Source organism: Motilibacter deserti, from assembly GCF_011250635.1.
GTDB lineage: Bacteria > Actinomycetota > Actinomycetes > Motilibacterales > Motilibacteraceae > Motilibacter_A > Motilibacter_A deserti.
On sequence record NZ_JAANNP010000001.1, the window covers coordinates 876,639 to 889,697 of the forward strand.

At 74.6% G+C, this 13,059-nt stretch carries 13 protein-coding genes; 9 read left to right on the forward strand and 4 right to left on the reverse strand.

Features of this window, described 5'->3' with window-relative positions; genetic code table 11:
• Positions 1 to 102: 102 nt before the first annotated feature.
• Positions 103 to 1,383, forward strand: a complete 1,281-nt coding sequence (locus tag G9H71_RS04095; protein WP_166278173.1) for an MFS transporter — start codon at positions 103 to 105, stop codon at positions 1,381 to 1,383.
• Here G9H71_RS04095 and G9H71_RS04100 read toward each other — a convergent pair.
• Positions 1,311 to 2,225 (reverse strand): heme-dependent oxidative N-demethylase family protein, encoded by a 915-nt coding sequence (locus G9H71_RS04100; protein WP_166278176.1) that lies wholly within the window; start codon positions 2,223 to 2,225, stop codon positions 1,311 to 1,313. The genes G9H71_RS04095 and G9H71_RS04100 overlap by 73 nt on opposite strands.
• A gap of 213 nt (positions 2,226 to 2,438) precedes the next feature.
• On the opposite strand from G9H71_RS04100, the gene G9H71_RS04105 reads away from it, so the two are divergent.
• Genes G9H71_RS04105 through G9H71_RS04115 form a run of 3 tightly spaced genes read left to right on the forward strand, consistent with a single transcriptional unit; the run spans position 2,439 to position 5,322 of the window.
• The gene (locus G9H71_RS04105; RefSeq protein ID WP_166278179.1) at positions 2,439 to 3,605 is read left to right on the forward strand and encodes an NAD(P) transhydrogenase subunit alpha; all 1,167 of its coding nucleotides are present in this window, start codon (positions 2,439 to 2,441) and stop codon (positions 3,603 to 3,605) included.
• The gene (locus G9H71_RS04110) at positions 3,602 to 3,916 is read left to right on the forward strand and encodes an NAD(P) transhydrogenase subunit alpha (protein ID WP_166278182.1); all 315 of its coding nucleotides are present in this window, start codon (positions 3,602 to 3,604) and stop codon (positions 3,914 to 3,916) included. Before G9H71_RS04105 ends, G9H71_RS04110 begins: the two co-directional genes overlap by 4 nt.
• Positions 3,913 to 5,322 (forward strand): NAD(P)(+) transhydrogenase (Re/Si-specific) subunit beta, encoded by a 1,410-nt coding sequence (locus G9H71_RS04115; protein WP_166278185.1) that lies wholly within the window; start codon positions 3,913 to 3,915, stop codon positions 5,320 to 5,322. The genes G9H71_RS04110 and G9H71_RS04115 overlap by 4 nt, the downstream gene beginning before the upstream one ends.
• Positions 5,323 to 5,434: 112 nt before the next feature.
• Here G9H71_RS04115 and G9H71_RS04120 read toward each other — a convergent pair whose 3' ends face one another.
• Positions 5,435 to 6,937 (reverse strand): MFS transporter, encoded by a 1,503-nt coding sequence (locus G9H71_RS04120; RefSeq protein WP_166278188.1) that lies wholly within the window; start codon positions 6,935 to 6,937, stop codon positions 5,435 to 5,437.
• 199 nt (positions 6,938 to 7,136) lie between these two features.
• Positions 7,137 to 8,909 (reverse strand): hypothetical protein, encoded by a 1,773-nt coding sequence (locus G9H71_RS04125; RefSeq protein WP_166278191.1) that lies wholly within the window; start codon positions 8,907 to 8,909, stop codon positions 7,137 to 7,139.
• Positions 8,910 to 9,242: 333 nt separating this feature from the next.
• On the opposite strand from G9H71_RS04125, the gene idi reads away from it, so the two are divergent.
• From idi to G9H71_RS04150, 5 genes are all read left to right on the forward strand, one after another.
• Entirely contained in the window at positions 9,243 to 9,809 is a 567-nt protein-coding gene (gene idi / locus G9H71_RS04130; RefSeq protein WP_166278194.1) for an isopentenyl-diphosphate Delta-isomerase, read from the forward strand.
• A 142-nt stretch (positions 9,810 to 9,951) separates the two neighbouring features.
• Complete coding sequence (locus tag G9H71_RS24905) at positions 9,952 to 10,899, forward strand: AIM24 family protein (RefSeq protein ID WP_331272732.1); 948 nt, start codon at positions 9,952 to 9,954, stop codon at positions 10,897 to 10,899.
• Positions 10,900 to 10,980: 81 nt separating this feature from the next.
• Entirely contained in the window at positions 10,981 to 11,580 is a 600-nt protein-coding gene (locus G9H71_RS04140) for a molybdopterin-dependent oxidoreductase (RefSeq protein WP_166278197.1), read from the forward strand.
• Complete coding sequence (locus tag G9H71_RS04145) at positions 11,550 to 12,317, forward strand: ferredoxin reductase (protein WP_166278201.1); 768 nt, start codon at positions 11,550 to 11,552, stop codon at positions 12,315 to 12,317. Before G9H71_RS04140 ends, G9H71_RS04145 begins: the two co-directional genes overlap by 31 nt.
• Positions 12,314 to 12,649 carry a DUF6510 family protein gene (locus G9H71_RS04150; RefSeq protein WP_231134012.1) on the forward strand — a complete coding sequence of 112 codons (336 nt, stop codon included), beginning with the start codon at positions 12,314 to 12,316 and terminating at the stop codon, positions 12,647 to 12,649. The genes G9H71_RS04145 and G9H71_RS04150 overlap by 4 nt, the downstream gene beginning before the upstream one ends.
• Before the next feature lie 9 nt (positions 12,650 to 12,658).
• On the opposite strand, the gene G9H71_RS04155 is transcribed toward G9H71_RS04150, so the two are convergent.
• Positions 12,659 to 13,045, reverse strand: coding sequence for an MmcQ/YjbR family DNA-binding protein (locus G9H71_RS04155; RefSeq protein ID WP_166278205.1), 387 nt, complete (start codon positions 13,043 to 13,045; stop codon positions 12,659 to 12,661).
• Between the last annotated feature and the right edge of the window lie 14 nt (positions 13,046 to 13,059).

Here is a 13,059-nt window from a genome sequence, read left to right on the forward strand (position 1 = left end):
GTGTCGTGGGCAGCCTACGACCGGCGGCTGTGAGTACGCCGTCGTGGCCGCCCGCGGGGCCTAGCCGGCCGCCGCGCACCGGAGCACTGGGAGAATCCGCCCGTGCCCCTGCCGACCCGTCCCGCCTCCCTGCCCGCCGACGCGGTCCCCCGCGCTGCGGCCGGCGGCGCGCTGCTCCTCGCCGCCGTCGTGCTGACCGCAGTCAACCTGCGCACCGCGGTCACGAGCGTCGGCCCTGTCCTGGAGGAGCTGCGCGCGGGCGTCGGCATGTCGGGCGCGGTCGCCGGGCTGCTGACGAGCATCCCCGTGCTGTGCTTCGCGGCCGTCGGGTCGCTGGCGCCGGCTGCGGCCCGCCGGCTCGGGCCGCACGCGGCGCTCGCCGTCGCGCTCGCGCTCATGGCCGCCGGCGTCGTGCTCCGCGCGCTGTCGACGGCCCCGCTCGCCGTCCTCGCCTGCACGATGCTCGCCCTGGTCGGCGGCGGGGTCGGCAACGTGCTGCTCCCGATGCTGGTCAAGCTGCACTTCCCCGGCCGGGTCGGGCTGCTCACCGCGGTCTACACCACGGCGCTCGCGGTGGGCGCGACGACAGCCGCCGCCTGCACGGTGCCGATCGCGGAGCTCGCCGGGGACGGGGATGCGTCGGAGGGCTGGCGCGTGGGCCTCGGCGTCTGGGCCGTGCCCGCGGTGGCCGCGGCGGCCGTGTGGGCGGGAGTCGTCCTTCGCCGCCGCTCGACCGAGGCGACGGCCCCGGCCCCTGCGGGCGGTAGCCGGCCGCTGCACCCCTCGCGCACGACCGCCGGCCGGGCGCTCGCGGTCTACTTCGGCTCCCAGGCCCTGCTGGCGTACGTCACGATGGGCTGGCTGGCCCAGTTCTTCCGCGACGCCGGGGCCTCCGCGCCCACGGCCGGCTACCTGCTCGCGTTCACGTCCGCGCTGTCGGTCCCGGTGTCGATGGTGGTGCCGTCGCTCGCGGCGCGGATGCCGTCCCAGCGCGGCCTGGTCGTCGCGCTCGCGCTGGCCTACCTGCTCGGCTACGTCGGGCTGATCGTCGCGCCGCTGGGCGGGGCCTGGCTCTGGGCGCTGCTCATCGGGCTCGGCGCGGGGTCGTTCCCGCTGGCGCTGACCTTCATCGGGCTGCGCTCCGCGAGCCCGGCCGAGACGGCGTCGCTGTCCGCCTTCGCGCAGAGCACGGGCTATCTGCTCGCGGCGCCCGGCCCGCTGCTGATCGGCTGGCTGCACGGCACCGGCGGGTGGACCGGGCCCTTCGTCGTGCTCTTCGTCGCGCTCGCCGTGCAGGTCGTCGCCGGTGTCTACGTCGCCCGGCCCGTACGTGCGTCGAGCCACTCCAGCAGCGCCGGGCCCAGCTCGCCGAGCCCCTTGTAGTCGCGCATCCCGGCCGGCATCCCGCGCAGCCAGGCCGCCAGCCCGGCGCACGCCGCCGAGTCGTCGGCGATCGAGGTGAGCGGGTCGACGTAGGTCCGGATCGTGAAGACGACCGCTCCCGTCGCGGGCAGCCGGCGCAGCGTCTGCCGCTCGACACGCAGGAAGACCGATTCCGGAACTGCAGCCGGGGCGACGCGCGGGACGGCGACCGGCTGGAAGAGCGCCGGGTCGTCCAGCACGCTGCCGTTGAGGCGCCACAGCCCGCGCTCCGGCGTCAGCTTGCGCAGGACCAGGTCGACCGGTGTCCCGATCTGGGCCGCGTAGCCGGGCACGGGTGCGTGGATCGCGTCGACCGGCTGCCCCAGCTTGTCGGCCAGCAGCCACCGGGACGGGAACGCGACGCTCGCGGCGACGAGCCGGAGGACGCCGTCGGCGTCGTGCAGGTGCAGGCAGAGGTCCTCGGGCACGAGCCGGCCGGCGAGGTCGACCGGGTGCAGCCGGGCGCGCAGGGCGGGGTCGACGTTCGCCTCTCCGGTGCGCGGGTCGACCAGGCCGTCGGCGCCGCGCGCGTAGCGCTCGGGGAACCGCTCGAGCAGGTGGGCCTGCAGCACCGCGAGCAGCTCGGCGGACGCCTCGCGCACCGCCGCCGCGCCGGGGCCGGGCGGCCCGTCCAGCACGCCCACGACGCTGGCGGCGTAGCCGGAGAGGACCCGGCGCTTCTCCGCGAGCTGGGCGTCGGCGTCGTCCCCCAGCTCGATCCAGCCGGCGGGGTCCAGCGTGCGCGTGCCCACCCGGTGACGGTCGCTCCCGGCGTCGAAGGGCAGGTAGCGGGGCGCCGGCACTCCCGAACGCTAACCGGGGTCCCGACGCGGCGACGCCGGACGTCACCGGTGGCGGCGACTGAGCCGCCCGCCGGACCTCGGGCTCTGGACGGGAGGGCCCTTCCGGCCCTATACCCCTGTCATGGGACGACGAGGTCCCGGGCCTGCGGACGGGAGGTACGCGGTGCTGCATCCAGGTGTGGGCGCCTGCGACCCGCTGCGCGGAGCGCGCGCATGAGCGGGCTCACGGTGGCGGTGGCCGAGGAGCCGCCCGGGGAACGACGGGTGGCCCTGGTCCCGGAGAGCGTCCGCCGGCTCACCGGATCAGGGCTTCAGGTGATCGTCCCGCCGGGCGCGGGGGCCGGGGCCTGGATATCCGACGCGGCCTTCAGCGAAGCCGGAGCCAGGATCCTGGCTGCGCCCGAGGCGTACGCCGCGGCCGACGTCGTGCTCGCCGTCGCGCCCCCGGCGCCGTCCCTCGTGGCAGCGCTCCGCGCGGGGCAGGCGCTCGTCGGGATGCTGCAGCCGCTGACCTCTCCGGACCTCGTGCGCCAGCTCGCGCAGCGTGGGATCACGGCAGTGAGCCTGGACGGCCTGCCGCGCACGCTCAGCCGCGCGCAGGCCATGGACGCCCTCACCTCGCAGGCGAGCGTGGCCGGCTACCGCGCGGTCATCGAGGCCGCTCACGCCTACGGCAGGTACTTCCCGCTGCTCATCACGGCGGCAGGGACCGCGAAGCCGGCCGAGACGCTGGTGCTCGGCGCGGGCGTCGCGGGGCTGCAGGCGATGGCGACCGCTCGCCGGCTGGGCGCGGTCGTCCGTGGCTACGACATCCGGCCGGAGACTCGGCAGGAGGTCGCCTCGCTCGGGGCCGAGTTCCTGGAGCTGCAGTCGGTGCGCTCCGGCAGCGGCGAGGGTGGGTACGCCCGGATGCTCGACGAGAGCGAGCTCGCCGCGCAGCAGGCCGAGCTCGACGGACACATCGCCCGCCACGACGTCGTCATCACCACCGCCCAGGTCCCCGGCCGCCGTCCGCCGCTGCTGGTCCGCAGGACGGCCGTGGAGCGCATGCGCGCCGGGTCCGTGATCGTCGACATGGCGGCCAGCGCGCACGGCGGGAACGTCGAGGGCTCGGTCGCCGGGCAGACCGTGGTCACCGGCAACGGGGTCACGGTCATCGGAGCGGACGACCTGGCCTCGCGCACGGCGGGGTCGGCCTCGGCGGCGTACTCGCGCAACGTGACCGCGCTCCTGCTCCACCTGCTGCGCGACGGCGCGCTGGCCGTCGACCTCACGGACGAGGTGCAGGCTGGCGTCGTGGTCACCCACGGCGGCGAGGTCGTCCATCCCGCGGCCGCCGCCCGGCTGGCCGGGCAGAGCACCGAGGGAGCCGCACGATGAGCGAGCAGCTGCTGTCCGACGTCACGGTCTTCGTGCTCGCCGTGCTCGTCGGCTTCGAGGTCATCGGCAAGGTGCCGTCGACGCTGCACACCCCGCTGATGTCGGGGACGAACGCGATCCACGGCGTCGTGCTCGTCGGCGCGGTCCTCATCGCCTCCACCGCCGACGACGCGCTGTCCTATGTCCTCGCCTTCGTCGCCGTCGCCTTCGCCGCGATGAACGTGACCGGCGGCTACGTCGTGACCGACCGGATGCTCGGGATGTTCCGCCGGCGGCGCGATCCCGTCCCCGTCAAGGAGCAGCGGCCGTGAGCGACTTCGACGCGGGCGTCCGGCTCGTCTACCTCGCCGCCGCGGTCTGCTTCGTCGTGGGCCTGCACCTCATGGGCTCGCCCACCTCGGCCCGGCGGGGCAACCTGCTCTCGGCCGCGGGCATGGCCGCCGCCGTGCTCGCGACCTTCGCCGTCGTGGCCCACGAGGGCACGATCACGAACACTGGAACCATCGTTCTGGTGCTCGCGCTCCTCGTGGGCGGCGCGGCGGGGTTGGTGACCGCCCGCCGCGTGCAGATGACGGCCATGCCGCAGCTCGTCAGCCTCTTCAACGCGGTCGGCGGCGGCGCCGCAGCGCTCGTCGCGCTGGACGACTTCCTCCGGCTCTCCGACGGCCCCGGCGTCCCGACGCGCACGGGGGTCGCGACCGCGCTGGACGTCGGCATCGGCGCGCTGACCTTCGCCGGCTCCCTCGTCGCGACGGGCAAGCTGCAGGGCGTCGTCACCGGCCGCCCGGTGGTCTTCCCCGGCGCCCGGGCGCTCAACGCGGCGCTGCTGCTCGTCGCCGTCGCCGCCGGCGTGGTCGTCGTCGCCGACGACAACGTCCCGCTGCTCCTGCTGCTGCTCGCCGTCGGCCTCGTGCTCGGCGTGACGCTCGTGCTGCCGATCGGCGGCGCCGACATGCCGGTCGTCATCTCGCTGCTGAACGCCTGCACCGGCACCGTCGTCGCCATGGCCGGCTTCGTGCTCGAGAACCCCGTCCTCATCATCGCGGGGGCGCTGGTCGGCGCATCGGGCGCGATCCTCACCGTCCTCATGGCGCAGGCGATGAACCGCCCCATCCGCAACATCGTGCTGGGCGGCTTCGGCGGGGGCGGCAGCGTCGAGGTGGTCGCGAGCTCGAGCGGGCTGCCGGTGCGCGAGGTGACGGCCGACGACGTCGCGATGCAGCTGGCGTACGCGGAGAAGGTGCTGATCGTGCCGGGCTACGGGCTGGCCGCCGCCCAGGCCCAGCACGAGGTGAGCGAGCTGGCCGAGCTGCTCGAGGCGCGCGGGACCGACGTCGCGTACGCCATCCACCCCGTCGCCGGCCGCATGCCCGGCCACATGAACGTGCTGCTGGCCGAGGCCGACGTGCCCTATCCGCAGCTCAAGGAGATGGACGAGGTCAACCCGGAGTTCGCCCGGACCGACGTCGCGCTGGTCGTCGGGGCGAACGACGTCACGAACCCGGCCGCCCGCCGGGCCGGCACCGCGATCTCCGGCATGCCGATCCTCGACGTCGACCAGGCCCGCAGCGTGATCGTGATCAAGCGGTCGATGGGGCACGGCTACGCCGACATCGAGAACGAGCTCTACACCGACCCGCGCACCGGGATGTTCTTCACCGACGCCAAGGCGGGCCTCGCCACGCTCGTGCAGTCGGTCAAGACGCTCGTGGGGTGAGCAGGCGGCGCCGCGTCCCGGCGGCGCGGCTCGCGCCCCCGTCCCGAGGTCGCCATACGGCGCCCGGCGCCGTCCCGACGGCGCCTGGCGCCGCCTGGCGACGCGCCTCCGGTCAGACCGCCATGGCCCCCTCGGCGGGCACGTCCTCGCGCTTGGCGTTGACGAACAGCGCGGCCGCGACGAGCCCGGCCAGCAGCAGCATGCCGCCCCAGAAGAACGCGACGTGGTAGCCGCGGACCAGCGCGTCGGCCTGCACTCGGGCCGCGTCCTGCGGGTTGGTCAGGTTGTCGGTGATGTAGGCGGTCACCGCCGAGGCGTAGAGCGTGTTGAGCAGCGCCGTGCCCAAGGACCCGCCGATCTGCTGGGACGTGTTGAGCACCGCCGACGCGATGCCCGCGTCGTGGCCGCCCACGCCGACCAGCGCGACGCTCGAGGCCGGGATGAAGACCAGCGCCATGCCGACGCTCATCACGATCTCCGAGGGCAGGACGTGCGTCCAGTACGACGTGTCCTGCGTGATCTGGGTCAGCCACAGCATGCCGGCGATCGCCAGGACGAGCCCGACCAGCAGCAGCGGGCGCGGGCCGACCCGGGGCAGCAGCTGGGCCGCCACGCCGGCCGTGGCGATGATGCCGAGGCTGAACGGCAGGAACGCGAAGCCGGACTTCAGCGGGCTGTAGCCGAGCGTCTGCTGCAGGTAGAACGTCAGGAAGAGGAACATCGCGAACAGGCCCGCGCCGACGAACAAGAAGATCAGGTATGCACCACCGCGGTTGCGGTCCAGCACGATGCGCAGCGGCAGCAGCGGGTTCTTCGCGCGCGCCTCGTAGGCCACGAACGCGGCGAGCAGCACGACGGCGACCACGAGGAACGTGATGGTCGAGCCCGCGGTCCAGCCGACGTCCTCCTTGGCCGCCTCGGTGAAGCCGTAGACCAGCGTGACCAGGCCCAGCGTGGCGAGGACGGTGCCGGGGATGTCGTAGCTCCGGTCGCCGGGGGCACGGCTCTCGTGCACGACCGGGATCGCGGCGAGCGCGGTCAGCACGGCGATCGGCACGTTCACGCCGAGGCACCAGCGCCAGGAGGCGTACTCGGTGAGCACGCCGCCGAGGATCAGGCCGATCGCCGCACCACCGCCGGAGATCGCGCCGAACACGCCGAACGCCTTCGCCCGCTCCTTCGGCTCGGTGAAGGTCACGGTGATGATCGACAGCGCGGCAGGAGCGAGCAGCGCGCCGAACGCGCCCTGCAGCGCACGGGCCGCGAAGAGCAGCTCCTGGTTGGGCGCGATGCCGCCGAGGCCGGACGCGAACGCGAAGCCCAGCAGGCCGACGAGGAAGGTGCGCTTGCGGCCCGTGAAGTCCGCGATGCGCCCGCCCAGCAGCAGCAGGCCGCCGAAGGCGAGCGTGTAGGCCGTGACGATCCACTGGACGTTGGCGTTGCTGATGCCCAGGTCGTCACGGGCGGACGGGATCGCGATGTTCACGATCGACGCGTCCAGCACCACCATCAGCTGAGCCACCGCGATGACCGCGAGCGCCCTCCACCGGGTGGGGTCCGGGGCACCGCCCGACCCCTCGTGCTCGTGGCGCGCGACGCCTTCGGCTGCCGACATCGTTCCGTCTCCTCCGCTCGCGGCCGAAGGCGGCCGGGATGGCGTCTGCTGTGCCCTCCCGGCCGCTCGCGTCGTCGCGGTGCAGCTCGAGGAGTCGGAAGTACGTTAGGACTACCGCGCGGTCAGCCACCACTCGGCGGCGGGATGACCTCGGACACAGCAGCCGCACTCAACCGCATCCCGGCCCCGCGACGAAAGCTCATTTCACGGTGAGCCGAATGCGCGCGCTGGACTCCGGGCCACCCGTGGCGGAGATACCGAGGCCCTCCAGCGCCTTCCACTCCTCGAGCTCGGCCGCGTCCCCGCCCTGCGCCTCGGCCACCGAGAACGCCTTGGCGAGATCGACGAAGAGGACGAAGCCCTGCCCCTCGGCGTCCGGGACGGCCCGCCGGAAGGCGTCGGAGTCGCGGACCTGGCCACTGGCGCCGGCCTTGCCGAGCGTGAGCCGCAGCCCGTCCCCCTCGCGCTGCACCTCGACGTCCGCACCGGCCTGGGCGGCGTCGAGCAGCCGGCGCAGCACCTGCTCCCCGCGGGCCGGGTCCTCGGACCGCGTCCGGACCGTGAGCCCGAGCCCCTCGACCGGGCTCGCCGGGTCGTCCCCGAGCGCGACCGCCGTGTCCGTGCCGAGCAGGGCGCGCAGGTCGTCGCCGTCCTCGATGCCGATCTGGGCGGCCTGCTCGCGGACCTCCTCCGGGTACGCCTCGAAGAGGGTCGCCGCGTAGTCGCCGAGGCCGGTGAGGGCGAGCGCGGCGATCGAGCCGCTGGTCGCCTCGTCGAGCAGCCCGGTCGGCGTGGAGGCGTAGGCACCTCCGGACGCGTCGGCGCTCAGCTCACGCCCCTTGGCCTGGACCTCGAGATAGTCCTCGTCCACGTGCAGGCCCATCGCCACGCGGCCCGACGCGTCCGCCCCGAGGCCGCCCAGGCCGAACGGGGTGAAGCTGCCGACCGCTGCGCCGTCCATGCCCTCCACGCCCGCGAACATGGACCTGAACGTCTCGTTCAGCCCGCCGAGGTCGGCCCACGCGACGGCCACCTGGTCACCCTCCAGGGCGTCGAGGTCACCCGACAGCGCGTCGTCCTCGGACAGCGGGGAGTCCTCCCCCTCCGCGATCAGGTCGTCCACGGTCTGCTGGCTGTCGGAGAGGATCGCGAAGCCGTCGTGCAGGGTGTAGGCGAACGACCCGTCACCCGAGTCCAGCTCGGCCCGGTCCAGCGCGGCGCGCGCCGCGTCCTCGTCGGTGTAGGCGAGGGCCACCGCGAAGCGGAACGGCATCCCCGGGATGCCGGACGCCTCCTCCGCGGCTCCTGGTGGGATCTCGCCGTCCGGGACGGGGGTGTACGGCCCGCCGGTCGCCAGCGGCTCGGGCGCCGCCCCGGCCCCGCCCCCGTCCCCGGCGTACAACGCGACCGCCGCCCGGTCCCCGAGCCACGGGCGGACGTCCTCGTCGTAGGACCAGCCGTCGCCGGCCTCCTCGAGCAGCGGGCGCACGAGCGTGTCCTTGAGGCTTCCCGACTCCGCCCCTTCGGACAGCCCCGGAAGCTTGCGCGAGAGCCGCAGCGCCGCGACCTTCTGGCCCGCCGGCGGGTCGAGGTCCACCTTGGCGAACGCCAGCGCGGACCCCGGGAGCACGTCCTCCGGCTGCGCCCCGCCGCCGGACAACGCGCCGTAGGCGACGGCCGCGCCCGACGCCGCGAGGACCGCGGCGACGGTGCCACCGATCAAGGCGGCCCGCTTGCCCCGGCCGGCGGGCCGGCCGCCGTCGCTTCCGTCCGCCCCCTCGGCACCGGCGGCCGCCCACGTCGTGTGCTCCAGGTAGTCCGGACGCCCGTGCGGCTGGTCCGGCCACACCGGGCTGCCCGCACCGTCACCCTGCGTGGCAGCTTCGCGTGTCGGGCCGTCCTGCGTCGGGCCGTCCTGCGTCCGACGGTCATGCGCGTCGCCGGAATTCCCAATAGGCTCTTTGTCGGACATGGAGTCCCCCTCCGTAGACCGGCTTCCCGGCACAGTCGTCGCTGTGGTGCCGGGCCCCCGCGTGCAGGCCCTCGTCACAGGCGATTCCCCTGGCTCCTTCGACGCAATCGTGAAGATCAATTGGCGAAGCCGCATTCACCGAAGAGCAAGGGCCCAAGCTTGCGGTGCCCGACGGGCCGGCTCGACGGCCCGCCCGCGACCGTGCCACGCAGTGCCGCCGGGTGACGCCGTGACGACGCGTTCGGGGCTCCGGCTTCCCCTGCGCGCCGCCGTGAGCGACGATGGCACGCCGCGGCGGGCAGTGGAGCCCGCCACCGTCCCCCGGAGCCGTGCATGTCCTCCCCCGCCCTCGAGCGCGTCGTCCTCCTCGACTCGTCGGGTCGTCCGGCCGGCGAGGCCCTCAAGAGCGAGGTCCACACCGGTGAGACGCCGCTGCACCTGGCGTTCTCCTGCTACGCGTTCGACGCCGACGGCCGCGTCCTCTTCACCCGGCGCGCCCTCGGCAAGCGGACCTGGCCCGGGGTGTGGACCGGCAGCGTCTGCGGGCACCCGGCGCCCGGTGAGGACTCCCAGGAGGCCGTCGTGCGCCGGCTCGACCAGGAGCTCGGCCTGACCGCGAACGCGATCACCATGGCGCTGCCCGAGTTCGCCTACCGGGCCGTCGACGCGTCCGGCGTGGTCGAGAACGAGGTGTGCCCCGTCTACCTCGCCCGCGTGGACCGGGACCCGACGCCGGACCCGGACGAGGTCGCCGAGTGGCAGTGGGCGCAGTGGGACGACCTGGTCCGGGTCGCCGCCACCACGCCGTGGCTGATCAGCCCGTGGGCCGTGCTGCAGATCGCCGAGCTGGCGCCGGTCCTGCCCGACCTGCTGCCGGAGTTCGTCACGATCTGCCCCTGACCGCTCCGCCCGCGGGAACCCCGGCGGCGGCGTTGCGCGTCGGGCAGCGCGTACGCCGCGCAGCTCCCCCGGCACGCCTGCCTGGGAGACTGCCGGGCAGGAGCCGCCGCGCGCGCTGCGCGGCCAGGAAGGGGACGACACCGTGACGCTCGACGTGACTCTGGTGGGCACGACGACGAAGATCGCCGTGCTCAACCTGCGCCCCGGGCAGGTGGTCTACAGCGAGGCCGGCAAGTTCCTGTTCGCCTCCGACGACGTCGTCATGGAGACCAAGCTCTCGGCTCCCAGCGCCCCTGCCGGCCAGCCCCAGCCGGCCCCGGCGGGCCAGCCGGGGCCGCAGGGCGGGGGCATGGGCGGCGGGACGGGCGGTGGCCTGGGCGGGCTGCTCGGCGGGCGCGGTGGGGCCGCCGGGGGCGGTGGCGGAGGGCTCGGCGGGATGCTCGGCGGACTGGGCGGCGCAGCGCCCGGGGGCGCAGGCGCCGGAGGGACCGGAGGGGCCGCGGGCGGGCTCGGCGGCATGCTGCGCACCGCGGCCCAGGCGGGCAAGCGGATGCTGGCGGGCGAGTCGTTCGCCTTCACCCACTTCCACACCCAGGGCGGCGACGGCCTTCTCGGGCTGGCCGGCGTCATCCCGGGCGAGATGCGCGCGATCGAGCTCGACGGGCGCACGACGTGGTTCGCGGAGAAGGACGCCTTCGTCGCGGCGGAGGCGGGGGTCGACTTCGACATCGCCTTCTCCGGGCTGCGGCAGGGCATGTCCGGGGGCGAGGGCTTCATCCTCGAGAAGTTCACCGGGGTCGGCACCCTCCTGATCGCCGGCGCCGGGGACTTCATCGACATCAACCCCGCCGACTACGGCGGCCGTATTCGCGTGGACACCGGCTGCATCGTCGCCTGGGACTCCAACATCCGCTATGGCGTGCAGCGCCTCGGGGCGCTCAACAAGCAGGGGATGATGAACGCGATGTTCGGCGGGGAGGGCATGTCGCTCGCCACGGTCGAGGGCAACGGCCAGGTCATCCTGCAGTCGGTGACGATGGACGGGCTGTCGAAGGCGCTGGCGAAGAACGCGGGCGCCGGCGACCGCTGATCCGGGAGGCCCCTTCTCGGCGGGCAGCCGCTGCGGGATCATGAGGGCCACGCCCGACCGTGGCGTACGGATGGAGGGGACGTGGCGCTCATCTCGCGCGGGTTCTCCGGGCGGCCGCGCTCGGACGAGCCCGACCTGCCCCCGGGGCAGTACCTCACCTCCGACTTCCCGGTGCTGTCGGCCGGGCCCACCCCGCGGGTGCCGTTGGACACATGGGCCTTCACGATCGTCACGGAGGCCGGGGAGCGGCACAGCTGGGACTGGAAGGCCTTCCGCCAGCTCCCCGCCGAGGACCTGACCGTCGACCTGCACTGCGTGACCCGGTGGTCCAAGCTCGGCACGAGCTGGCGCGGGGTCTCGCTCGACACCCTTCTCGAGGACGTCGAGACCGCGGCGGAGTACGCCCACGTCCGGTCCTACGGCGGCTACACGACCAACCTCCCGCTGGAGGACCTGCTCGACGGGCAGGCGTGGATCGCGTTCGAGTACGACGGCGAGGACCTCGCGCCGGAGCACGGCGGCCCCGCGCGGCTGCTCGTCCCGCACCTCTACCTCTGGAAGAGCGCGAAGTGGGTGCAGGGCCTGATCCTCACGCCTGAGGACGAGCCGGGCTTCTGGGAGACGGCCGGCTACCACATCTACGGGGACCCGTGGCGCGAGCAGCGCTACGCAGGCGACTGACGCCGGTGCGGTGGCAGCCGGCCGAGGTGTCCGCCGTTCACGCGGAGACGCAGTCGGCCCGCACGCTGACGCTCCGCGTCGAGGGCTGGGCGGGCCACTTGCCGGGCCAGCACGTCGACGTCCGGCTCACCGCCGCCGACGGCTACACCGCGACGAGGTCCTACTCGATCTCCTCCGCGCCGGCCGAGGGCGAGCTCGAGATCACGGTCGATGAGGTACGCGGCGGCGAGGTCTCGCCCTACCTCGTGCGGGACGCCGCGCCCGGGGACGCCGTCGAGGTGCGCGGGCCGCTCGGAGGATGGTTCGTGTGGTCCCCCGACAGCATTCGGCCGCTGCAGCTGGTCGCGGGCGGGTCGGGCATCGCGCCGCTGATGTCGATGCTGCGCGCCCGGGCCGCCGCGGGGAGCACCGCCCCGGCCCGCCTGCTCTACTCGGTACGCCGTCCCGGGGCGGCGATCTTCGCCGCCGAGCTGGAGCGGCTGGCCGCCCCCGGCAGCGGGCTCGAGGTGACGTACGCCTACACCCGCGCGGTGCCGCCCGGCTGGCCGCGCCCCGCCGGCCGCGTCGACGCGCGCCTGCTCGCAGAGGCGGCATGGCCGGCCGACCGGTCCCCGGACGTCTACGTGTGCGGGCCCACGGGCTTCGTCGAGACCGCCGCAGACCTGCTCGTGGCCGCCGGCCACAGCGCCACCGACGTCCGGACCGAGCGGTTCGGACCGACCGGGAGCACGTCATGACCGATTCCTTCTCCACGAGCCTGCCCGCACCCGACGGCAGCGCGCCCGACGGCACCGCCACCGTGCCCGAGCCGGCCTTCCTCGACGGGAACGCGGCCGCCGGCCCGCTGCGCGAGCTCTTCACCGTCGACCTCACCGCCGCGGTCGGCACGTGCGCCTCCTGCGGCGACGCCGGCCCGCTCGGCGGCGTCCGCCTCTTCACCCAGGCGCCCGGGCTCGTCGGTCGATGCCCGGGCTGCGAGGACGTGCTGTTCACGCTCGTGCGCAGCGAGCGCGACACCTACCTGAGCATGAAGGGCTTCACGACGCTGAGGTTCCCGACCGCCGGCTGACCCGCCCGCTCAGCGCGCCTGGTAGGCCGCGACGAGCGCAGTGGGCGCGCACGCGGCCCATCCGTCCTCGAGCGCGGCCTGCAGCGCCTCCCGCGACACCCGGTCGAGCTGGACGAGCACGGCCGCGTACCCGTCGAAGTGCGGGATGGTGAAGAACGCGTCATCGCCCGCCGCGAGCACGGCCTCCTTCTCGCCGAGGTCGGCGACGGCGACCGCGAGGATGGGCCCGGTCGGCGGGACTTCGTCGCCGTAGCGCTTGAGGTCGGCCTTGCTGAACGGGCGCTCCCAGGCGAAGGCCTTCTTCCCGACGACCCACGTGCGGTGGCCGTAGCGCGTCCCCTCGGCCACCTCGGGCAGGGCGGAGGCGAGGGCCGCGGCGTCGTCGAGGGAGGCCATGGGCGAACGCTAGT